This window comes from Rhizobium sp. 01T417 (assembly GCF_056398905.1).
On the sequence record NZ_JBFTQH010000003.1, the window covers coordinates 17,409 to 36,972 of the forward strand.

Sequence of the window (19,564 nt, forward strand, 5' to 3'; positions counted from 1 at the left end):
TCACTGTTGGACGGCGGGCGTCGGGACCGCCTCGATGTTGAAGGCGGCAGCCATCAGGGCCTTGGTATAGTCGTCCTTCGGCGCACCGAAGATGTCGGCGGACGATCCTTGTTCGACGACCTTGCCGAAACGCATGACGATGACGTCGTTCGCCAGCGCTTTCACCACCTTCAGGTCGTGGCTGATAAAGAGGTAGGCGAGATCGTGCTTCTTCTGCAGATCGCGCAGGAGGTCGACGACCTGCGCCTGGACGCTCATGTCGAGCGCCGATGTCGGCTCGTCCAGCATCACGAAGCGGGGTTTGAGCACCATGGCGCGGGCAATGGCGATGCGCTGACGCTGTCCGCCGGAGAATTCGTGCGGATACCGCCAGCGAGTGAGTGGATCGAGTCCCACTTCCTCCAGCGCCCAGCAGACACGCTGGTCGCGCTCTTCGTAGGAGAGCGACCGTTCATGCACCTTGAGCCCCTCGGCGATGATGTCGCCGACGGACATGCGGGGGCTGAGCGAGCCGTAGGGATCCTGGAACACGACCTGCAACTGGTTGCGCAGCGGCCGCATTTCCGTAAATGAATAGCTGGCTATATCCTTTCCGACGAAGCTGATCCGGCCCTGCGACGAGATCAGCCGCGTCAGCGCGAGACCGAGCGTCGTCTTGCCGGAACCGGATTCGCCGACGACGCCGAGCGTTTGGCCCGCGCGCAGCTGCAGATCGATGCCGTCGACGGCCTTCACATGATCGACGACCTTGCGCATGAGCCCGGCCTTGATCGGGAACCAGACGCGGATATCCGATCCCTGCATCACGATGGGCTTCGAGGAGTCTGTACGCGGTGGCTCGCCACGCGGCTCGGACGCCAGGAGATGCCGGGTATAGTCGTGCTTCGGGTTGCGGAAGACCTCTTCCACCGTGCCGGTCTCGACGATCTTGCCCTTGGTCATCACGCAGACCCGGTCGGCGAACTTGCGCACGATGCCGAGGTCGTGGGTGATGAAGAGCATGGACATGCCATGCTGGCCCTTCAATTGCCGCAGCAGTTCAAGGATCTGCGCCTGCACGGTGACGTCGAGCGCGGTCGTCGGCTCGTCCGCGATCAAAAGCTCCGGCCGGTTGGCGAGCGCCATGGCGATCATCACGCGTTGCCGCTGGCCGCCGGAAAGTTCGTGTGGGTAAGCCTTCAGCCGTTTTTCCGGTTCGCGAATGCCGACCTGGTTGAGGAGTTCGAGAATCCGCTTGCGCGCGGCCTGTCCCTTCACACCCTGATGCAACTCGAGAATCTCGGCGATCTGCTTCTCGATCGTGTGCAGCGGGTTGAGCGAGGTCATCGGCTCCTGGAAGATCATCGTGATGTCGTTGCCACGCACCTCACGCAACGCCTTGTCGGATGCCTTCAGGAGGTCCTTGCCCTTGAACAGGATTTCGCCGGAGGGATGGCTGGCCGCGGGGTAGGGGAGCAACCGCAGGATCGAATTGGCGGAGACGGATTTGCCCGAGCCGGACTCGCCGACCAGCGCCACGACCTCGCCCTTGCGGATCTCGAAGGAGACGTGATCGACAGCCAGCGATGTGTCGCCGCCCTGGTGGAATGCCACCGAGAGATCGCGAACGGACAGCAATGTTTCGGCAGCGTCACTCATTGAAACGTCTTCCTGGGATCGAATGCATCGCGAACCGCCTCGCCGATGAAGATCAACAGCGACAGCATGATCGACATGGTGAAGAACGCGGTCAGCCCGAGCCACGGCGCCTGCAGGTTGGCCTTGCCCTGTGCGATCATCTCGCCGAGCGACGGCGAGCCCGGCGGCATGCCGAAGCCGAGGAAGTCGAGCGAGGTCAGCGTCGTGATCGAGCCCGACAGGATGAACGGCAGGAAGGTCAGCGTCGCGACCATCGCGTTCGGCAGCAGGTGGCGCCACATGATCGTCCGGTTGCCGACGCCCAGCGCTCGCGCCGCCCTGACATACTCGAAATTGCGAGCCCGCAGGAACTCGGCGCGCACGACGCCGACGAAGCCAACCCAGGAGAAGAGCAGCATGATCCCGAGCAGCACGAAGAAGCCGGGAGGCAGGATCGCCGCGATGATCAGGAGAATGTAGAGCACCGGCATCGACGACCAGATCTCGATGAAGCGTTGCAGCAGCAGATCCGTCCAGCCGCCGAAATAGCCCTGGATGGCGCCGGCGGTGACGCCGATGACGGCCGAGCAGATGGTCAGCACCAGACCGAACAGCACGGAGATGCGGAAGCCGTAGATGACGCGGGCAAGCACGTCTCGTGCCTGATCGTCCGTGCCGAGCCAATTGAGATTGCCGAAATTGCAGCCGGGATCGGCCGCTCCCTGCGGATATCCGGAGCAGCGCTCTTCCTTGCTCATCAGCCAGAAGGGCGGAGTCGGCGCAGAATGCGGGATGTTCGAATTGACCGAACGATAGGAGTAGCGGATCGGCGGCCAGATCATCCAGCCATTGGCATTGATTTCGTCCGCGATGACGTCGGAGCGATAGTCCGTTTCGGCGAGGAACCCGCCGAACCTCTCTTCGGGATAGTTGACCAGGACGGGGAAGAGGATCTCGCCCTTGTAGCTGGCGACGATCGGCCGGTCGTTGGCGATGAACTCGGCAAACAGGCTGAGCACGAACAGCACAAGGAACAGCCACAAGGACCAGTAACCGCGCCGGTTGGCCTTGAAATTCTTCCAGCGGCGGATGTTGGTCGGCGACAGCAGGCCCTTGCGCGGCGGCTTGACCGGCGTTGCGGTCGTCGGATTGGCGGCGGTGTCCATCAGACCTCCCTCCGCTCGAAGTCGATGCGCGGATCGATCCATGTGTAGATCAGGTCGGAAATCAGGCTGACGAACAGGCCGAGCAGCGAGAAGATGTAGAGCGTCGCAAACACGATCGGATAGTCGCGGTTGACGACCGAGAGATAGCCGAGCCGCCCTAGGCCATCGAGCGAGAAGATGTTCTCGATCAGCAGCGAGCCGGTGAAGAAGGCGGAGATGAAGGCGCCGGGGAAGCCGGCGATGATGATCAGCATGGCGTTGCGGAAAACGTGGCCGTAGAGCACCTGCCGTTCGTTCAGCCCCTTCGCCCGGGCGGTCACCACATACTGCTTCTTGATCTCCTCGATGAAGGAGTTCTTGGTGAGCAGCGTCGTCGTCGCGAAGGCTGCCAGGGAAAGCGAAATCAGCGGCAGCGTCAGGTGCCAGAAATAGTCGAGTGGTTTCTGCCACCAGGCGAGCTGGTCGAAATTGTCGGAGACGAGGCCTCGCAGCGGGAACCAGTCATAGAAGGATCCGCCGGCAAAGAGCACGATCAGCAGGATACCGAACAGGAAGCTCGGAACCGCATAGCCGATGATGATGACGCCAGAGGTCCAGACGTCGAAGGTCGAGCCGTCCTTGACCGCCTTCCGGATGCCGAGCGGGATCGAGATGCCGTAGGAAAAGATCATGATCCAGACGCCGAGCGAAGCCGAGACCGGCAGCTTCTCCTTGATCAGGTTCAGCACGGAGGTGTTGCGGAAGAAGCTTTCGCCAAAGTCGAAGCGGATGTAGTTCCACATCATCTCGCCGAAGCGCGTCAGCGGCGGCTTGTCGAAGCCGAACTGCTTTTCGAGCTTGGCGATGAGCTCAGGATCGAGCCCCTGGGCGCCGCGGTATTTCGAGCCGCCTTCGTCAAGACCGCCGCCGCCGAGAAGGTCGCCGCCGCCTCCGGAAAGCCGCGAGTCCGCGCCCTGCGCATCGCCGGTCAGTTGCGCAATCACCTGCTCGACCGGACCGCCGGGTGCGAACTGGATGACAGTAAAGGAGATGGCCATGATGCCGATGATCGTCGGGATCATCAAAAGCAGGCGGCGAAAGATATAGGCGCCCATTAGTAAGGACCTTTCCGGGAAAGCTTGCGTCGAGCGCTGTCCAGTCTATCGCCGTTCAATCCGTGCGGTCTCCTCGTGGTGTGGGCAGGCACGTTACGCCTTGTCCTGATTCGCATGGTTCATTTGGAGCCCAGCCGTCAGGCCAATGCAAGCCTGCTCATTTTGCCGCGGCGGATGACCACCAAACATCGGGGAAGCCGGTCGCATAGGTCGGATATTCGGCCGGCCGCGTGACGGTGTTCCAATAGGCGATCGATTGCGTGCCGCGATAAAACAGCGGCACGACATAGTGCCCCGCTAGGAGCACGCGGTCGAGCGCCTTGATCGCCGCAACCTGCTCGTCGCGGTTGGGGGCGAAGATCACCATGCGGATCAGTGCGTCGATCGCCGGATCGGCAATGCCCGCATAGTTGCGGGAACCCTGCTGGTTAGCCGATCCCGAGCCCCAATAGTCGGCCTGCTCGTTGCCGGGGTTCATCGTCTGCGCCCACACATTCCAGATCATGTCGTAGTCGAAGCTGCGCACCCGGTTGGTGTATTGCGAGGCATCCACGGTCCGGACGCGCGCATCGATGCCGATCTTCTTCAGATTGTTGGTATAAGGCACCGCCCAGCGTTCCAGCATCGGGCTCGACAGCAGGATCTCGAAGCTCATCGGCTTGCCGGTCTTGGTATTGACCATGCGGTTGCCCTTGATCTCCCAGCCCGCTTCCTTGAACAGCCCGATCGCCTTGCGCAGGTTGTCGCGGCTCTTCTGCGGATCGCCGCCGACCGGATTGGTATAGGGCGTAGTGAAGACCGCGGGCGACAGCTTGTCCTTGAGGCCACCAAGGATCTCCAACTCCCGGCCCTCAGGCAGACCCGAGGAGGCAAGCTCGGTGTTCCAGAAATAGCTGTCGATGCGCTTGTAGGTGTTGAAGGCGACGGTGCGGTTCAGCTCCTCGAAGTCGAAGCCGTAATTCAGCGCCTCGCGAACCTTTTCGTCCTTGAAGATATCGCGACGGGTGTTCGGCACCAGAGCCTGCATGATGCCAGTGGCGCGCAGTGCGTTGGGGACGTCCTCCTTCTTCACGCGCCCGTCCTTGACGGCGGGGAAATCATAGCCGGTCGCCCAGCGTGCCGCCTGCGTCTCCTGCCAATAGTCACTGTTGCCGGCCCGGAAGGCCTCGAACTCCACGTCCCGATCGCCGAAATAGGTGTAGGTGATAGAGCCGAAATTGTTCTGGCCAACATTCACATTGAGGTCCTTGCCCCAGTAGTTGTCGCGCAACTCGTAGCGGATCGTCGCGCCCGGCGCGAAGGCAGCGATCTTGTAGGGGCCGGATCCCATCACCGGCTCGAGCGTCGTCCTGGAAATGTCGCGCGGCTTGCCGTCCGGTCCCGCGCCCTCCCACCAGTGCTTCGGCACCACGGTCAGCTGTCCCAGGATATTGGGAAGCTCCTTGTTGTTCTTCTCGTCGAAGGTGAAGGTCACGTCGCGTTCGCCCGTCTTCTCGGCCTTTACGACATGCTTGTAGTAGTTGGACAGGAGCGGATTGAGCTCCTTCGATTTGTCGAAACTGAAGACGACGTCATCAGGCGTCACCGGCTTTCCGTCGGCCCACTTGGCTTCCGTGCGCAGCCGGAAGGTCGCGCTCGACACGTCGTCGGGAAAGGAAAGCCCTTCCGCCAACAGGCCGTAGGAGGCGAGCAGCTCGTCGTCGGCCGATTTCATCAGCGTTTCGAAAGGCAGCGTCAGACCGACTGCCGTTTCGCCCTTCGAAAGCAGCGGATTGAAGGTGTCGTAGGTGCCGGAGGCGGAAAGCCGCAAGTTGCCGCCCTTCGGCGCATCCGGATTGACGTAGTCAAAATGCTTGAATCCCGGCTTGTATTTCAGCGCGCTGATGACGGAACTGCCGATCTGGAAATTTGGCTCCTGGGCAACGGCCTGCAAGGGCAGCGCCATTGCGCCGAGAAGAGAAAACACCACACCAAATTTCGACCACGTAAGCGCCATTCGCCAACCCCGATTGTTTTTCTGCTTTCGCCGACAATAGGCGAAAAACAGGCGAAAAACAGGTGAGCCAACAGTTTTTGTCCGGCTCGCGGGATCGTGACCAAGGCTGCGGCCCGTCAGGTCGTTGCTTCCTCCAGTCGTTTCCTCAGCATTCCACGCAGTTCCGCCGTCATGCGTGGGTCGCCTCCGAGATCCGGATCGTGCGCTGCGGTCACGATGATCCGAAGGAGTTCAAGCACCAGTGCCGCAAGCAACTCCACGTCGTCGCCAATCGACGGCGCGGCCTTGCGCAGCAGCGCGGTGATATTGCCGCGCAGTTCTGCCCGCGATTGCACCTTGCGTTCCTTGGGAATGTCCCGGCGCGCCGCCAGCACAGGGAACTCACGATGCTCCTCGAGAAAGGCGCCAAGTCGGGCAAATATCGCGTCGCCGATTTCCGCCGCACGCTTGCCGTCCACGGTCGCCTGCAGATCCACCAGCGCCGCGTTGAGCTGCCGCAGCCGTTCGAGATGGAGCGCTTCCGCCAGAAGCACCTTGGTCGGGAAGAACTGGTAGAGCGAGCCGATCGAGGACTTCGCCTCGGCAGCGATCTCGGTCATCGTCGCGGCTTCGTAGCCTTTGTCGAGAAACACCCTGGCTGCCGCCTCGGTCAGAACGGCAACGCGCTCCCGCCCGCGCTTCTGCTTCGGCGAACGTTTCGTCGGATCCAGGCTTGATTTTTGTGAGGGCATCCTCATACTTTCAATTGTGAGGATATCCTCATATCTATTTTGGAGCCTTCCATGTCCCTCTACGATCCCAAGACCACGGCCCTGATCTCCATCGATCTGCAGGGCTTCATCATTTCCAGGCCTGTCGCGCCCCATTCCGCCCAGCAGGTAATCGAAAATACCGCCACGATCGCCAAGTCGCTGAAATCCGCCGGCGGCACCACGATTTTCGTGACTGTCGGATTTTCCGCAGACTATGCCGATGCTGTCAACCAGCCGACTGACGAGCCGATTGTCTTCCCACAGGGTGGACTGCCGGCCGAAGCCCTGCGCGAGCCGCTTGAGATCGCGGCGCTCACGCCCGATGTGCGCATCACCAAGCATCAATGGAGCGCCTTTTACGGGACTGAAATCGACCTGCAACTGCGCCGCCGCGGCATCAAGACCGTGATTCTCACCGGCATCGCCACCAATTTCGGTGTCGAGGCCACCATTCGCGATGCCTTCGCGCACAATTATGCGGTCATCGCCGTCGAGGATGCGATGACGACGTTCTCGGCCGAGATGCATGCCTTTGCCTGCGAGCGCATCTTCCCGCGCCTTGCCCGGGTGCGCAAAACCGCCGACATCCTTGCTAACGCCTGAGCCTCACAATGCTGCCTGACTGGGCATGGGCGAAAACATCGATTCACCAAAATTGCTTTTCACGGTAGATTCGATCGCAAATCACTCGGCCGCGGCCCGCAGACGCTCAGGACATGGCATGGCTCTCCATACCACCAGGACTTTCCAGACTTTTTTGAAATTGGCATTCGCCGGCGTGCTCGGCGCAAGCCTTGTTGCCGGCGAAGCCGGCGCCGAACAGAAGCAACCGAGTCCCGGGAGCGCCAAGGCGATTTTCGGTTCCGTCTCCCTGCCGAACCAGGGTGCGGCGCAGCCTTTCGGCTTCTATGCGAAAGGCTGCATGTCCGGCGCTGTCGCGCTGCCGGTCGATGGGCCGACCTGGCAGACCATGCGGCTTTCGCGCAATCGCCGCTGGGGCAATCCGGCGATGATCTCGCTCCTGGAGCGGCTGTCTCGTGATGCGGCACAGTATGATGGATGGCCGGGCCTGCTCGTCGGCGACATCTCGCAGCCGCGCGGCGGGCCGATGTTCAACGGCCATGCTTCGCACCAGATCGGACTTGATGCAGATGTCTGGCTGACGCCAATGCCCGCTCATCCCCTGAGCATCGAGGAACGTGAAACGCTGCCTTTCACGACGATGTTGCAGAAGAATGCGTTTCTGACGATAAATCCCAATGTCTGGACCGAATCGCGCGCCCGCCTGTTGATGCGCGCGGCGAGCTATCCGCAGGTCGAGCGGATCTTCGTCAATCCGGCCATCAAGAAGAAGATGTGCGACACCTGGACGGGCGACCGCACCAATCTCGGCAAGCTGCGGCCGATCTACGGTCACGATTCACACTTCCACATCCGCATCAAGTGCCCGCCGGGCACAACCTCTTGCAAGCCGCAAGCGCCGGTGCCCGCCGATGATGGATGCGGCAAGCCGCTCGCATGGTGGTTCACGAAGGAACCATGGGCGCCGCCGAAGCCGCCAAAGCCCGGCACGAAGCCCGCCAAGCCGCGCGAAGTCATGGTCTCCGATCTTCCGAACTCCTGCTCGTCGGTTCTCGCAGCGCCATCCGTCGACTCCATTCAGGCCGCGACGTTTGGTGGAACCCCCGGCGCTCCGGCGATTGCGCCGATGGCGGTGATGCCTGCAGCGGCATCCGACGATGCACTGCCTGACATTGGCCCGGTGCCGGACGACAAGCCGTCCGGTGAGTAGGCGTTGCCATGGGGGCGACGGTCTTTCAAAAGACGGACGCTTCGTATAGAAGCAGCCAAATCGATTGAATTTTCAGGCGGAGGTCCTTTTCATGGCCGGCGGCAAGTGCCTTGCATTGATTGCGCATGACCAGAAGAAGGACGACATGGCGGAGTTCGCACGCCGCCACCGCGAGACATTCGCGAACTGGAAGATCGTCGCCACCGGCACGACCGGCGGCCGCGTGTTGGAGGCTGCTCCAGACCTCGACGTGACACGCTTGAAGAGCGGCCCGCTCGGCGGCGACCAGCAGATCGGTGCCCTGATTGCCACAGGCGAAGTCGACGTGTTGATCTTTTTTGTCGATCCTCTGACGCCGATGCCGCATGATGTCGATGTCAAGGCTTTGATGCGGCTTGCAATCGTTTACGATATCCCGATGGCGCTGAACGAAGCGACCGCCGACAAGCTTATTGCCACCCTTCACGCGTAACCGGCGCTTGAATAGCGCGCACGCACGGAACCTGCCATGCCCCAGCTCGATACCCGCGACACCGCCATGCCCTTCCCGATCCTGATCGGCGATATCGGCGGCACCAATGCCCGTTTTGCGATCATCCCCGACGCCACGGCAGAGCAGATCCATTTTCCGAATGTCCGCACCGCCGATTTCGAGACGATCGACGATGCGATCCGAAGCTGCATTCTCGAAAAGAGCAGCCTGCGGCCGCGCTCGGCGATTCTCGCCGTCGCCGGACCGATCAGCGCGGACGAGATCCCGCTGACGAACTGCGACTGGGTTGTCCGCCCGCGCACGATGATCGCTGGACTCGGCATCGAGGACGTGCTCGTTGTCAACGACTTTGAGGCGCAGGCCCTGGCAATTGCCAACCTCTCGGACGAGAACCGCGAGCGCCTTGGCGATGCGTCGGGCAAAATGGTCGCATCCCGTGTCGTCCTCGGCCCCGGCACCGGCCTCGGCGTCGGCGGCCTCGTCCATGCACGCGGCTCATGGATTCCGGTGCCGGGCGAGGGTGGTCACGTCGATCTCGGGCCACGCACCGCGCGAGACCTGCAGATCTTCCCGCATGTGGAAACGATTGAGGGCCGTGTCTCGGCAGAGCAGATCCTTTGCGGCCGTGGTATCGTCAATCTCTACTTGGCGATCTGCACGGCGGATGGCATCGAGCCCGTTTACGCCGACCCTGCTGATATCACCTCGCACGCGCTCGCCGGCTCCGACCCGGTTGCCGTCGAGACGATCAGCCTGTTCTCGACCTATCTCGGCCGTGTCGCCGGCGACATGGCGATGATCTTCATGGCCCGCGGCGGAGTCTTCCTTTCCGGCGGTATCTCGCAGAAGATCCTGCCGGCGCTGAAGAAGCCGGAATTCCGTGCCGCGTTCGAGGACAAGGCGCCGCATTCCGAGCTGCTTTCGACGATCCCGACCTATGTCGTCACCCACCCGCTTGCGGCTGTCGCAGGGCTCTCGTCCTATGCCCGCAACCCCGAGAGCTTCGGCGTCTCGACCGACGGCCGCCGCTGGCGGGCGTAACACTCTGGTCAAAAGGCTGCCAACTCTTTATAGACCCGCGCGAGCGCACGCAGTCATGAGGACATGCGTGTCCTGACACACAGGAAGACTGATTTTTGCAAGCACCGGACACCAAGCAGACGCCCGTAAACAGCGACAGCATCACCGGCATCTTGAAGCGCATCATCGCAGAGAACGGCCGGGATCATCTCTGGGGCTATGTTTTCGCGATCAGCTGCCTCGTCATCGTTGCCTTGTCGACGGCGTACACCGCCTGGATCATGAAGTCTGTCATCAACGAGGCGTTCGAACACCGACGTGCCGACATCGTCTGGGTGATCTGTTTCACCATCTTCGTAGCCTTCGTGTTGCGCGGCTTTGCAAGCTACGGTCAGGCGGTGGTGCTGTCGAAGATCGGCAACAACATCGTGGCGCGGTACCAGCAGCGTGCCTATGCGCACCTGATGAAGCTGTCGCTCGGATACTTCAACCAGACACGCTCGGCTCACGTCGTTGCACAGCTCAATCAGAACATCGGCGGCATCCGTGATGTGATGAACCTGACGATCACGTCGACGGTGCGCGATCTCCTGACGTTCGTCTCCCTGCTCGCCGTTATGATCATTCAGGATCCGCTGCTCAGCCTGGCGGTGTTTGTTCTGGCGCCGCCTCTTCTTTATGCACTGCGATACGTGTCGAAGCGGCTTCGCGTGGCAACCAAGGAGGCGATCAACGTCAACAGCCACGTCGCCGGTGCGATGCAGGAAACCATCCAGGGTATCGCCATCGTCAAGGCCTTCACCATGGAGCGCCAGCTCGAGCAGAAGGTCGACAAGCTTGTCCAAAGCGCGGAATGGCGCGCCAACCGCATCGCCCGCCTGTCCGAACGCACGGCGCCACTTACCGAAAGCTTCGCCGGCCTGGCGGTGGCGAGCGTCCTTGCCTATGCCGCTTACGGGACGATCTATAACAACATTCCGCCGGGCGCGTTCTTCTCCTTCGTAACGGCATTGCTGCTCGCCTATGATCCGGCGCGCCGCCTCGCACGTCTTCAGGTGCAGATGGAGCGTGCTGTCGTCAACGCCCGCATGATCTATGAATTCCTCGATACGGTGCCGCATCAGCGCGATGTGCCCGGCGCAAAGCCGCTCGTCGTGACGGAAGCCAAGATAGAGTTCCGCAATGTCTCCTTCGCCTATGGCGACGATGAAGTTCTTCGCGATGTCAGCCTTGTTGCCGATGGCGGAAAGACGACGGCGCTCGTCGGGCCGTCGGGCGCCGGCAAATCGACGATCATCACGCTCATTCCGCGCTTCTACGATCCGAAGGCAGGCCAGATCCTGATCGATGGTCAGGACATTGCGCATGTGACGAAACGGTCGCTGCGCGAGCAGTTGGCCTATGTCTCCCAGCAGCCCTATCTCTTTGAAGGTTCGATCCGCGACAACATCCGCTACGGCCGCCCGGAGGCGACGGATGAGGATGTTGAGCGCGCCGCGCGCCTTGCCTATGCGCACGAGTTCATCCTGGCGCAGCCGCAAGGCTACGACACGCCGGTCGGCGAGAACGGCGTGACGCTTTCCGGCGGCCAGCGCCAACGGCTTTCGATCGCCCGCGCCCTTGTCCGCAACGCGCCGATCCTGCTCCTGGATGAGGCGACCTCGGCACTGGACACGGAGTCGGAAGCCGCGGTGCAGAAGGCACTCGATGGCGCCATGGTCGGACGCACGGTGGTTGTCATTGCCCACCGCCTGTCCACCGTTGTCCGCGCCGACAAGATCGTCGTCATGCAACAGGGCCGCGTCATCGAAGAAGGCAATCACGATAGCCTTGCGCAGCGTAGCGACGGTCTTTACGCTCGCCTCAACAATCTTCAGAGGCCAGCCGCCTCGGATGCCCGCTGATAGGATGATCGACTGACATGACCGATGCTGCGATGAAACTGGTTGTAGTTGGCGCGGCAGGGCGCATGGGGCAGACGCTTATCCGTCTCATCCACGCCATCGATGGCGTGACGCTGCATGCCGCGGTCGAACGTCCGGGCTCTCCCTTCGTCGGCAAGGATGCTGGCGAAATTGCCGGTCTCGGCGCGAATGGCGTTATCATCGGCGATGATCCGCTGGCGGCCTTTCTGCATGCCGAAGGCGTCCTCGATTTCACGTCGCCCGCCGGCACCGTGGAGTTCGCGGCGCTGGCTGCGCAGGCGCGCATTGTCCATGTCATCGGCACGACCGGCTGCTCTGCTGATGACGATGCGAAGATCGCGGCTGCGGCGCGTCACGCCCGTGTCGTCAAATCAGGCAATATGGGGCTCGGCGTGAACCTGCTCAGCGTTCTTGTCGAGCAGGCCGCTCGTGCGCTGGATCCCGCAGACTGGGATATCGAAGTGCTTGAAATGCACCACAAGCGCAAGGTCGATGCCCCTTCGGGCACGGCGCTGCTCTTGGGTGATGCGGCTGCCAAGGGTAGGGGCGTCGATCTCGCCTCGCATTCGGTGCGGGTGCGCGACGGCCACACCGGTCCGCGCGAGCAGGGCACAATCGGGTTTGCCACGCTGCGCGGCGGCTCGGTTGTCGGCGAGCATTCGGTGATCTTTGCCGGAGAAGGCGAAACGGTGACGATGTCGCACAGCGCCACCGATCGCTCGATCTTCGGCCGCGGTGCCGTCAAGGCAGCGCTCTGGGCGCGCGACAAGAAGCCCGGTCTCTATTCCATGCTCGACGTGCTCGGGCTTTCTTCAAAGTAATCTATTTCGGAGGCATTTTTCATGAGCGGCACTCTCGTCCTCGTTCGCCACGGCCAGAGCGACTGGAACCTCAAGAACCTTTTCACCGGCTGGAAGGACCCTGAACTGACCGAGCTCGGCATTCAGGAAGCCAACACCGGCGGCAAGGCGCTCGCCGATTACGGCATCAAGTTCGACGTCGCCTTCACCTCGGACCTGAAGCGCGCCCAGGACACCCTGAAGATCATTCTCGACAACGTCGGTCAGCCGGACCTCAAGACCTTCAAGGATCAGGCGCTGAACGAGCGCGATTACGGTGATCTTTCCGGCCTCAACAAGGATGACGCCCGCGCCAAGTGGGGTGAGGAGCAGGTCCACATCTGGCGTCGCTCCTACGACGTACCGCCTCCGGGCGGCGAAAGCCTGCGCGACACCGGTGCCCGCGTCTGGCCTTACTACCTGACGGAAATCCTGCCCAGGGTCCTGCGCGGCGAAAAGGTGCTGGTCGCTGCCCATGGCAACTCGCTGCGTTCGCTTGTCATGGTGCTCGACCGCCTGTCCAAGGAACAGATCCTCGCGCTCAATCTCGCGACGGGCGTTCCCATGGTCTACAAGCTCAACGCCGACTCGACCGTCGCTTCCAAGGAAGTGCTCGGCGATATGTCCGGCGCGCATTGACATCAAGGCGCCGCGCATCTGTTGTTGCTGCGCGGCGCTTTTCCAACTTGTTGGCACCGGCTTTTTAGCCTTCTGACGTGCTTTCCGCCTGAGGCGCCTTCTTCCGGGCAGCCTCGAAATCCGGTAGACGATTGGCGATCCACTGCCAGAGCGTCACCACCTCCACCAGAAGCTCACCGCCAAGCGGCGTCAATTCGTATTCCACGCGTGGCGGCACCTGCGGGTAGAGCGTCCGCGTCACTAGGCCGTCGCTCTCAAGCGTCCGCAGCGTCTGCGTCAGCACCTTCTGGCTGATCCCATCCACCCGTTCCAGAACGCGCGAAAAGCGCAAGGGGCCTTTTGCCTCAGCCAATATGTGCATGACGCGCAGCGGCCATTTGGCACTGGCGCGCTCCAGCATCGCGCGCGCAAGCGCGTCCTCCTCGTCCGTCAGCGTTTCACAGAAGTCGAATGTATGATCGTTCAGGACAGTTACCATAAGGTATGTATAGATCCTCAGGGTACCTTCTTTCAAGATGAAACTGCCTCGCCTATATCCCTCGTGACGGATCAAGGAGGTTTCTGATGTCACAGGTTTGGTTGATTACAGGCAGTTCCCGCGGCCTCGGCAGGGCGCTTGCGGAGGCGGTGCTGGCGGCAGGGCACAAGCTGGTCGCGACAGCGCGCGATCCTTCGCAGCTTGAAGACATTAAAGAGCGCTATGGGGACAACGTCCTGACGATATCTTTGGATGTCACCGACGAACAATCGGCTGCTTCCGCCGTGAAGGCGGCGGTAGAAACGTTCGGCCGCCTCGACGTGCTCGTCAACAATGCGGGCTACGGCGACGTCGGATCGATCGAGGACACCAGCCTTGCCGATTTCCGCGCCCAGATCGAAACCAACCTGTTCGGAACGATCATCGTCACCAAGGCGGCCCTGCCGCTGATGCGTGAGCAGGGCTTCGGCCACATCATCCAGTTTTCTTCCGTCGGCGGCCGCATCGGCCCCGCCGGTCGCGCGCCCTATGCCGCGGCCAAGTGGGGCGTCGAGGGTTTCTCGGAAGTTCTCAGCAGAGAGGTTGGCCCGCTCGGCGTCAAGGTAACGATCATCGAGCCGGGCGGCTTCCGGACCGATTTCGCCGGTGCGTCCACGCAACTTCGCGAGGGTCGCCCGGAATACGAAGACACGGTCGGCAAGATGGCTCGCTACCAGCGCGACTATAACGGCAAGCAGCCGGGCGACCCGGCGAAGGCGGCTGCTGCTGTGGTCTACATCGCCAGCCTCGCCGAACCGCCGCTGCGCTTGCTGCTCGGCAGCGATGCGGTGCGCGGCGTCGAACAGAACGATGCCGTCAGGGCGGAGGCCCATCGGCAATGGCGCGACCTCAGCGTCTCCACCGATTTCGAACCCGGGGCGGGTGCGGGAAAGTTCCCTTGGGAGGGAAAATAGCCTTTTCGCTCGCGGGCTATGGCAGAAATCCCTGGGTCCCCGACACGACTCGCCTTCGCTTAGTTCTCGATCGTGAACTGCACGCGATCCGCTGAAAACCGCGTGATCGCGTATTGCACCGGAACGCCCTCGAGATCGGTGTTGACAGCCTTGGTGATGAGCACGATCGCTCCCGGTGTCAGTTCGAGCGCGGCAAGGTCGGCGTCATCGGCATGGGCGGCGGTGATCTCCGTCGTCGCGCGGACATAGTCGGAGAGGCCGAGGTCGGCAAAGGCGCGGGTGATCGATTCCGTCTTCTCGTAGACTGCGGGCAAGCCCGCAAAGCGTTCCGCCGGAAACCAAGCCGTTGCGCACGAGACCGGCCGGTCGTCGGCCTTGCGCACCGTCTCCATGCGGATCACGGGCGCCCCCGCCCGCAGCTTCAGCCAGCGCGCCACCTCTTCGTCCGCTCTTTCCTCTCTGTGACTGAGCAGCAGCCCGCGCATCGCGCGCGCCTGCTCGCCGATCCCGGCCGTGAACCGCGTCCGCCTGGTGATCGGAAAGTTCAGACGCTCCTTGCACTCAATCAGCGTGCCGCGTCCCTGCACGGCGCGCACGATCCCTTCCTGGGCAAGGGCTGCGATCGCGCTTCTGACCGTATGCCTGTTGACGCCGAACTGCTGCGCCAGAAGCGTCTCGGCCGGCACCATGCCGGTCTCGTCATAGGCACCGGCGCTGATCGCCTGGCGGATACGATCGGCGATCTGCCGCCAGAGCGCCACGCCCGTCTGTCTTTGTACCTGCCCAGCCATTTCGCTCCTCGATGTCACACGCTTGTCACGTCCGCGTTTTAAGCCTAAACATATCTTGTATAGTTGTCTATATCAATAGACATTTAAAGGATGTGGCGATGACCTTAGCGGAAAAGAATGAGACGGCGGCAGGTGGGCGCAAGCGCGTCGTCGACCTGCTTGCTCGCGCGGAACGGCAGGAATTGCTGGCGGCATGGGACAAGCTGGCGGAAAAGCCTGCGGTCCAGCCGGTGCGTGGACCGGAAACGGGCCTCGTCATGATTCGCGGCCGGATGGGTGGCGGCGGTGCGCCATTCAACCTCGGCGAGGTAACGGTCACCCGCGCCACCGTGCGCCTCGCATCGGGCACCGTCGGTCACGCCCAGGCGCTCGGCACCGATCACGAGAAGGCCCGACTTTCAGCCATCTTCGACGCCCTCTGGCAGGAGCCGGTAACGCAGCCGCTTGTCGAGCAGGCGCTTCTTCAGCCGATCGCTTCCCGCGTCGCCGATGCCGATCGCCGCAAGGCCGACGAGACGGCGGCAACGCGCGTCGATTTCTTCACCATGGTTCGCGGAGACGACTGATGAGCCTCAAGACGGAAGTTCCTAAGAATGACGTATTGGCCGGAGGCTTCGCCGAGCCGGTCTTCCACGCCCAGAGCGTGTTCAAGCTGATGATGGATGCGATGGCGCGTCCGGGCACGATCCAGACGGTCGCCCCCGATGCTCTGCCGCCGGCCCCGCTCGGCGTTGCATCAGGCGCGATCGCCCTCACGCTCTGCGACCATGACACGCCCGTCTGGCTGTCATCAGGGCTGGCAAAATCCGCTGTGCCGCAATGGCTCGGCTTCTATACCGGTGCGCCGGTGACGCCGGAGAAGGCCGAAGCGCGCTTCGCCTTTGTCGAAGCCGGAACACCTCTGTCGTCGTTCGGTCTCTTCGCCGCAGGCACGCAGGAGTATCCGGACCGTTCGACGACCGTTGTCATCGAACTGGCGGATATCGAAGGCGGCCGCAAGCTGGCGCTCATGGGCCCCGGCATCAAGACGGTCACCGACATCGCGCCGCTTGGCCTGCCAGATACCTTCCTCCGCCTCTGGACGGAGAACCGCGCCCTCTTCCCGCGCGGCATCGACATCGTGCTGACCTCGGGCAGCCGGTTCGTCTGCCTGCCGCGCACCACCAAGATCACCGCGACGGAGATGTGACCCATGTATGTTGCTGTCAAAGGGGGCGAGGCCGCCATTGCCAACGCCCATCGCCTGCTGGCGGATCGCCGTCGCGGCGACCGTTCGTTGCCGGCTATCGGTATCGACCAGATCGTGGCGCAGCTGGCGCTGGCCGTCGACCGTGTCATGGCCGAAGCCTCGCTCTACGATCGCACGCTTGCAGCGCTTGCCGTCCGCCAGTCGCGCGGCGACATGATCGAAGCGATCTTCCTGCTTCGCGCCTATCGCACGACGCTACCGCGCTTCGGCTATAGCAAGCCTGTTGACACCGCCCGCATGAAGATCGAGCGTCGCGTCTCCGCCACCTACAAGGATCTGCCCGGCGGCCAGCTGCTCGGCCCGACCTTCGACTACACGCATCGCCTTCTCGACCCTTCGCTACTGACCGACGAAGCCGTCGAAGAACCGACGCTTCGCGAGGCAGAAACCGGCCGCGTCATGCGCGTTTCGGAAATCCTGGCGCAGGAAGGCCTGATCGAGGGCGATGGCGAAATGCCCGAGGATCACGAGATCGGCGACCTGACCCGCGAGCCGATGGAATTCCCGATGACGCGCGATCTGCGCCTTCAGGCGCTCGCCCGTGGCGACGAAGGTTTCCTGCTGGCGCTCGGTTATTCCACGCAGCGCGGTTACGGCCGCAACCATCCGTTCACCGGCGAGATCCGCATCGGTGAGGTCGACGTCGAATTCGACGTTCCCGAACTCGGCTTCGCCGTCTCGCTCGGCACCATCCAGGTGACGGAGTGCCAGATGGTTAACCAGTTCAAGGGTTCGTCCAAGGCGCCACCGCAGTTTACCCGCGGCTATGGCCTGGTCTTCGGCCAGAGCGAGCGCAAGGCGATGTCCATGTCGCTCGTCGATCGTGCGCTGCGCGCCGAAGAACTCGGCGAGGACATCACGGCTCCGGCACAGGACGAGGAATTCGTCATCTCGCATGCCGACAATGTGCAGTCGACCGGCTTCGTCGAACACCTGAAGTTGCCCCACTACGTCGACTTCCAGGCGGAACTCGATTTGGTTCGCCGCATGCGCAACGAATTCGAAGCCAACCGCATCGGCGGCGATGACACGATCAAGGAGGCTGCGGAATGACCGATCTAGCCAGCTACAATTTCGCTTACCTCGACGAACAGACGAAGCGCATGATCCGCCGCGCGATCTTGAAGGCGATCGCCATCCCCGGCTACCAGGTACCCTTCGCCTCGCGCGAAATGCCAATGCCGTACGGCTGGGGCACCGGCGGCGTGCAGGTCACGGCCTCGATCGTCGGGCCGGATGACGTGCTGAAGGTCATCGACCAGGGCGCCGACGATACGACCAACGCCGTCTCGATCCGCGCCTTCTTCCAGAAGGTCGCAAGCGTCGCAGTGACGACGCATACCAAGGATGCAACGATCATCCAGACCCGCCACCGTATCCCGGAAGAAAAGCTCGCCGCCAACCAGGTGCTGGTCTACCAGGTTCCGATCCCGGAACCGCTGCGCTTCCTCGAGCCGCGCGAGACCGAAACCCGCAAGATGCACGCGCTTGAGGAATACGGTCTCATGCATGTGAAGCTCTATGAGGACATCGCGCATAACGGCCGCATCTCCAAGACCTATGCCTATCCGGTCAAGGTCGCCGGCCGCTACGTCATGGACCCGTCGCCGACGCCGAAGTTCGACAATCCGAAAATGCACATGTCGGAGGCGCTGCAGCTCTTCGGGGCAGGGCGCGAGAAGCGTATCTATGCCGTTCCGCCCTATACCGAAGTCGTCAGCCTCGATTTCGACGACTATCCCTTCGAGATCCAGCGCTTCGGCAAGCCCTGTGCGCTCTGCGGCGCGGAAGAGGTCTATCTCGACGAGGTCATCCTCGATGACAAGGGCGGGCGCATGTTCGTCTGCTCCGACACTGACCATTGCGAAGATCGCCGCGCCCATGGGCATGCCGGCGAGATGTTGGCACCCAATCAGGAGGCCGCCGAATGAGCGACACCCCGCTTCTCAAAGTCAACGACGTCTCGAAGTTCTACGGCAACCGTATCGGCTGCCGGAAGGTCTCCTTCGAGCTCTGGCCCGGCGAAGTGCTCGCCATCGTCGGTGAATCCGGCTCAGGCAAGACGACGCTGCTCAATTGCATCTCGACGCGGTTGATGCCGACCGCCGGCAGCGTCGAATACCACATGCGCGACGGCGCCTATCGCGACCTCTACCGCATGAACGAGGCCGAGCGCCGCTTCCTGATGCGCACGGACTGGGGTTTCGTGCATCAGAATCCGGCTGACGGTCTGCGCATGACGGTGTCTGCGGGTGCCAATGTCGGCGAACGCCTGATGGCGATCGGCGACCGCCACTACGGCAACATCCGCTCCACAGCTATCGACTGGCTGCAGCGCGTCGAGATCGACGAAGGCCGTATCGATGACCAGCCGCGCGCCTTCTCCGGCGGCATGCGCCAGCGTCTGCAGATCGCCCGCAATCTGGTGACCGGCCCGCGTCTGGTGTTCATGGACGAGCCGACCGGCGGCCTCGACGTGTCGGTGCAGGCACGCTTGCTCGATCTCGTGCGTGGTCTCGTCAACGATCTAGGCCTTGCCGCGATCATCGTCACCCACGACCTCGCCGTCGCGCGCCTGCTGTCGCACCGCATGATGGTGATGAAGGATGGCCATGTCATCGAGCAGGGGCTGACCGATCGCGTCCTCGACGATCCGCGCGAGCCATACACGCAGCTCCTCGTTTCCTCCATCCTGCAGGTCTGATCGCGAATGCTGTTCGGACTCCGGCTACAGGTGTCCGTGGCAAGCGAAACTAAGGA

At 62.4% G+C, this 19,564-nt stretch carries 20 protein-coding genes; 13 read left to right on the forward strand and 7 right to left on the reverse strand.

Going from position 1 to position 19,564, the window contains the following annotated elements; all coding sequences use genetic code 11:
* The 5 genes from AC1DPR_RS03915 to AC1DPR_RS03935 all read right to left on the reverse strand — a co-directional run bounded on the left by AC1DPR_RS03915 (position 1) and on the right by AC1DPR_RS03935 (position 6,604).
* Entirely contained in the window at positions 1–1,638 is a 1,638-nt protein-coding gene (locus tag AC1DPR_RS03915) for an ABC transporter ATP-binding protein (RefSeq protein ID WP_018855281.1), read from the reverse strand.
* Positions 1,635–2,783, reverse strand: a complete 1,149-nt coding sequence (locus tag AC1DPR_RS03920) for an ABC transporter permease (RefSeq protein WP_018116710.1) — start codon at positions 2,781–2,783, stop codon at positions 1,635–1,637. Before AC1DPR_RS03920 ends, AC1DPR_RS03915 begins: the two co-directional genes overlap by 4 nt.
* On the reverse strand, positions 2,783–3,877 hold the full coding sequence (locus AC1DPR_RS03925; RefSeq protein ID WP_018116711.1) for a microcin C ABC transporter permease YejB: 1,095 nt from the start codon (positions 3,875–3,877) through the stop codon (positions 2,783–2,785). Before AC1DPR_RS03925 ends, AC1DPR_RS03920 begins: the two co-directional genes overlap by 1 nt.
* A 157-nt stretch (positions 3,878–4,034) precedes the next feature.
* Positions 4,035–5,873 carry an extracellular solute-binding protein gene (locus AC1DPR_RS03930; RefSeq protein WP_018855280.1) on the reverse strand — a complete coding sequence of 613 codons (1,839 nt, stop codon included), beginning with the start codon at positions 5,871–5,873 and terminating at the stop codon, positions 4,035–4,037.
* A gap of 116 nt (positions 5,874–5,989) precedes the next feature.
* Positions 5,990–6,604 carry a TetR/AcrR family transcriptional regulator gene (locus AC1DPR_RS03935; protein WP_018116713.1) on the reverse strand — a complete coding sequence of 205 codons (615 nt, stop codon included), beginning with the start codon at positions 6,602–6,604 and terminating at the stop codon, positions 5,990–5,992.
* A gap of 51 nt (positions 6,605–6,655) precedes the next feature.
* Between AC1DPR_RS03935 and AC1DPR_RS03940 the strand changes: the two genes are divergently transcribed.
* The 7 genes from AC1DPR_RS03940 to AC1DPR_RS03970 all read left to right on the forward strand — a co-directional run bounded on the left by AC1DPR_RS03940 (position 6,656) and on the right by AC1DPR_RS03970 (position 13,333).
* On the forward strand, positions 6,656–7,228 hold the full coding sequence (locus tag AC1DPR_RS03940; RefSeq protein WP_477815780.1) for a hydrolase: 573 nt from the start codon (positions 6,656–6,658) through the stop codon (positions 7,226–7,228).
* 118 nt (positions 7,229–7,346) lie between these two features.
* Positions 7,347–8,417, forward strand: coding sequence for a penicillin-insensitive murein endopeptidase (gene mepA, locus AC1DPR_RS03945; RefSeq protein ID WP_477815781.1), 1,071 nt, complete (start codon positions 7,347–7,349; stop codon positions 8,415–8,417).
* Between the two features lie 91 nt (positions 8,418–8,508).
* On the forward strand, positions 8,509–8,889 hold the full coding sequence (locus tag AC1DPR_RS03950) for a methylglyoxal synthase (RefSeq protein ID WP_018116716.1): 381 nt from the start codon (positions 8,509–8,511) through the stop codon (positions 8,887–8,889).
* Positions 8,890–8,925: 36 nt separating this feature from the next.
* Positions 8,926–9,951, forward strand: coding sequence for a glucokinase (locus tag AC1DPR_RS03955; RefSeq protein WP_018855276.1), 1,026 nt, complete (start codon positions 8,926–8,928; stop codon positions 9,949–9,951).
* Between the two features lie 95 nt (positions 9,952–10,046).
* Positions 10,047–11,834: an ABC transporter ATP-binding protein gene (locus tag AC1DPR_RS03960; RefSeq protein WP_018855275.1), complete on the forward strand. Its 1,788-nt coding sequence runs from the start codon at positions 10,047–10,049 to the stop codon at positions 11,832–11,834.
* 17 nt (positions 11,835–11,851) lie between these two features.
* The gene (gene dapB, locus AC1DPR_RS03965; RefSeq protein ID WP_018855274.1) at positions 11,852–12,676 is read left to right on the forward strand and encodes a 4-hydroxy-tetrahydrodipicolinate reductase; all 825 of its coding nucleotides are present in this window, start codon (positions 11,852–11,854) and stop codon (positions 12,674–12,676) included.
* 21 nt (positions 12,677–12,697) lie between these two features.
* Positions 12,698–13,333, forward strand: a complete 636-nt coding sequence (locus AC1DPR_RS03970) for a 2,3-bisphosphoglycerate-dependent phosphoglycerate mutase (RefSeq protein ID WP_018855273.1) — start codon at positions 12,698–12,700, stop codon at positions 13,331–13,333.
* Between the two features lie 64 nt (positions 13,334–13,397).
* Here AC1DPR_RS03970 and AC1DPR_RS03975 read toward each other — a convergent pair whose 3' ends face one another.
* Positions 13,398–13,811, reverse strand: a complete 414-nt coding sequence (locus tag AC1DPR_RS03975) for a winged helix-turn-helix transcriptional regulator (protein ID WP_477815782.1) — start codon at positions 13,809–13,811, stop codon at positions 13,398–13,400.
* 86 nt (positions 13,812–13,897) lie between these two features.
* Between AC1DPR_RS03975 and AC1DPR_RS03980 the strand changes: the two genes are divergently transcribed.
* Positions 13,898–14,764 (forward strand): oxidoreductase, encoded by an 867-nt coding sequence (locus AC1DPR_RS03980; protein WP_477815783.1) that lies wholly within the window; start codon positions 13,898–13,900, stop codon positions 14,762–14,764.
* Positions 14,765–14,823: 59 nt separating this feature from the next.
* Here AC1DPR_RS03980 and phnF read toward each other — a convergent pair whose 3' ends face one another.
* Positions 14,824–15,555 (reverse strand): phosphonate metabolism transcriptional regulator PhnF, encoded by a 732-nt coding sequence (gene phnF / locus AC1DPR_RS03985; RefSeq protein WP_477815784.1) that lies wholly within the window; start codon positions 15,553–15,555, stop codon positions 14,824–14,826.
* A 98-nt stretch (positions 15,556–15,653) separates the two neighbouring features.
* Here phnF and phnG point away from each other — a divergent pair, with 98 nt between their 5' ends.
* Genes phnG through phnK form a run of 5 tightly spaced genes read left to right on the forward strand, consistent with a single transcriptional unit; the run spans position 15,654 to position 19,508 of the window.
* Positions 15,654–16,121, forward strand: a complete 468-nt coding sequence (gene phnG / locus AC1DPR_RS03990; RefSeq protein WP_018855269.1) for a phosphonate C-P lyase system protein PhnG — start codon at positions 15,654–15,656, stop codon at positions 16,119–16,121.
* Positions 16,121–16,744, forward strand: coding sequence for a phosphonate C-P lyase system protein PhnH (gene phnH / locus AC1DPR_RS03995; protein ID WP_113470504.1), 624 nt, complete (start codon positions 16,121–16,123; stop codon positions 16,742–16,744). The genes phnG and phnH overlap by 1 nt, the downstream gene beginning before the upstream one ends.
* Positions 16,745–16,747: 3 nt before the next feature.
* Positions 16,748–17,857 carry a carbon-phosphorus lyase complex subunit gene (locus tag AC1DPR_RS04000; protein ID WP_018855267.1) on the forward strand — a complete coding sequence of 370 codons (1,110 nt, stop codon included), beginning with the start codon at positions 16,748–16,750 and terminating at the stop codon, positions 17,855–17,857.
* On the forward strand, positions 17,854–18,735 hold the full coding sequence (locus AC1DPR_RS04005) for an alpha-D-ribose 1-methylphosphonate 5-phosphate C-P-lyase PhnJ (protein ID WP_018855266.1): 882 nt from the start codon (positions 17,854–17,856) through the stop codon (positions 18,733–18,735). Before AC1DPR_RS04000 ends, AC1DPR_RS04005 begins: the two co-directional genes overlap by 4 nt.
* Positions 18,732–19,508, forward strand: a complete 777-nt coding sequence (phnK, locus tag AC1DPR_RS04010; RefSeq protein WP_018855265.1) for a phosphonate C-P lyase system protein PhnK — start codon at positions 18,732–18,734, stop codon at positions 19,506–19,508. Before AC1DPR_RS04005 ends, phnK begins: the two co-directional genes overlap by 4 nt.
* The last annotated feature ends 56 nt before the right edge of the window (positions 19,509–19,564 follow it).

Coding starts and splice junctions, on each gene's coding strand:
- AC1DPR_RS03935 (WP_018116713.1), bottom strand. CDS start 6,604: ATGCCCTCACAAAAATCAAGCCTGGATCCGACGAAACGTTCGCCGAAG.
- phnF (WP_477815784.1), bottom strand. CDS start 15,555: ATGGCTGGGCAGGTACAAAGACAGACGGGCGTGGCGCTCTGGCGGCAG.
- AC1DPR_RS03955 (WP_018855276.1), top strand. CDS start 8,926: ATGCCCCAGCTCGATACCCGCGACACCGCCATGCCCTTCCCGATCCTG.
- AC1DPR_RS03920 (WP_018116710.1), bottom strand. CDS start 2,783: ATGGACACCGCCGCCAATCCGACGACCGCAACGCCGGTCAAGCCGCCG.
- AC1DPR_RS03970 (WP_018855273.1), top strand. CDS start 12,698: ATGAGCGGCACTCTCGTCCTCGTTCGCCACGGCCAGAGCGACTGGAAC.
- phnK (WP_018855265.1), top strand. CDS start 18,732: ATGAGCGACACCCCGCTTCTCAAAGTCAACGACGTCTCGAAGTTCTAC.
- phnG (WP_018855269.1), top strand. CDS start 15,654: ATGACCTTAGCGGAAAAGAATGAGACGGCGGCAGGTGGGCGCAAGCGC.
- AC1DPR_RS03940 (WP_477815780.1), top strand. CDS start 6,656: ATGTCCCTCTACGATCCCAAGACCACGGCCCTGATCTCCATCGATCTG.
- phnH (WP_113470504.1), top strand. CDS start 16,121: ATGAGCCTCAAGACGGAAGTTCCTAAGAATGACGTATTGGCCGGAGGC.
- AC1DPR_RS03950 (WP_018116716.1), top strand. CDS start 8,509: ATGGCCGGCGGCAAGTGCCTTGCATTGATTGCGCATGACCAGAAGAAG.
- AC1DPR_RS03980 (WP_477815783.1), top strand. CDS start 13,898: ATGTCACAGGTTTGGTTGATTACAGGCAGTTCCCGCGGCCTCGGCAGG.
- AC1DPR_RS03915 (WP_018855281.1), bottom strand. CDS start 1,638: ATGAGTGACGCTGCCGAAACATTGCTGTCCGTTCGCGATCTCTCGGTG.
- AC1DPR_RS03975 (WP_477815782.1), bottom strand. CDS start 13,811: ATGGTAACTGTCCTGAACGATCATACATTCGACTTCTGTGAAACGCTG.
- AC1DPR_RS03925 (WP_018116711.1), bottom strand. CDS start 3,877: ATGGGCGCCTATATCTTTCGCCGCCTGCTTTTGATGATCCCGACGATC.
- AC1DPR_RS03930 (WP_018855280.1), bottom strand. CDS start 5,873: ATGGCGCTTACGTGGTCGAAATTTGGTGTGGTGTTTTCTCTTCTCGGC.
- AC1DPR_RS04000 (WP_018855267.1), top strand. CDS start 16,748: ATGTATGTTGCTGTCAAAGGGGGCGAGGCCGCCATTGCCAACGCCCAT.
- mepA (WP_477815781.1), top strand. CDS start 7,347: ATGGCTCTCCATACCACCAGGACTTTCCAGACTTTTTTGAAATTGGCA.
- dapB (WP_018855274.1), top strand. CDS start 11,852: ATGACCGATGCTGCGATGAAACTGGTTGTAGTTGGCGCGGCAGGGCGC.
- AC1DPR_RS04005 (WP_018855266.1), top strand. CDS start 17,854: ATGACCGATCTAGCCAGCTACAATTTCGCTTACCTCGACGAACAGACG.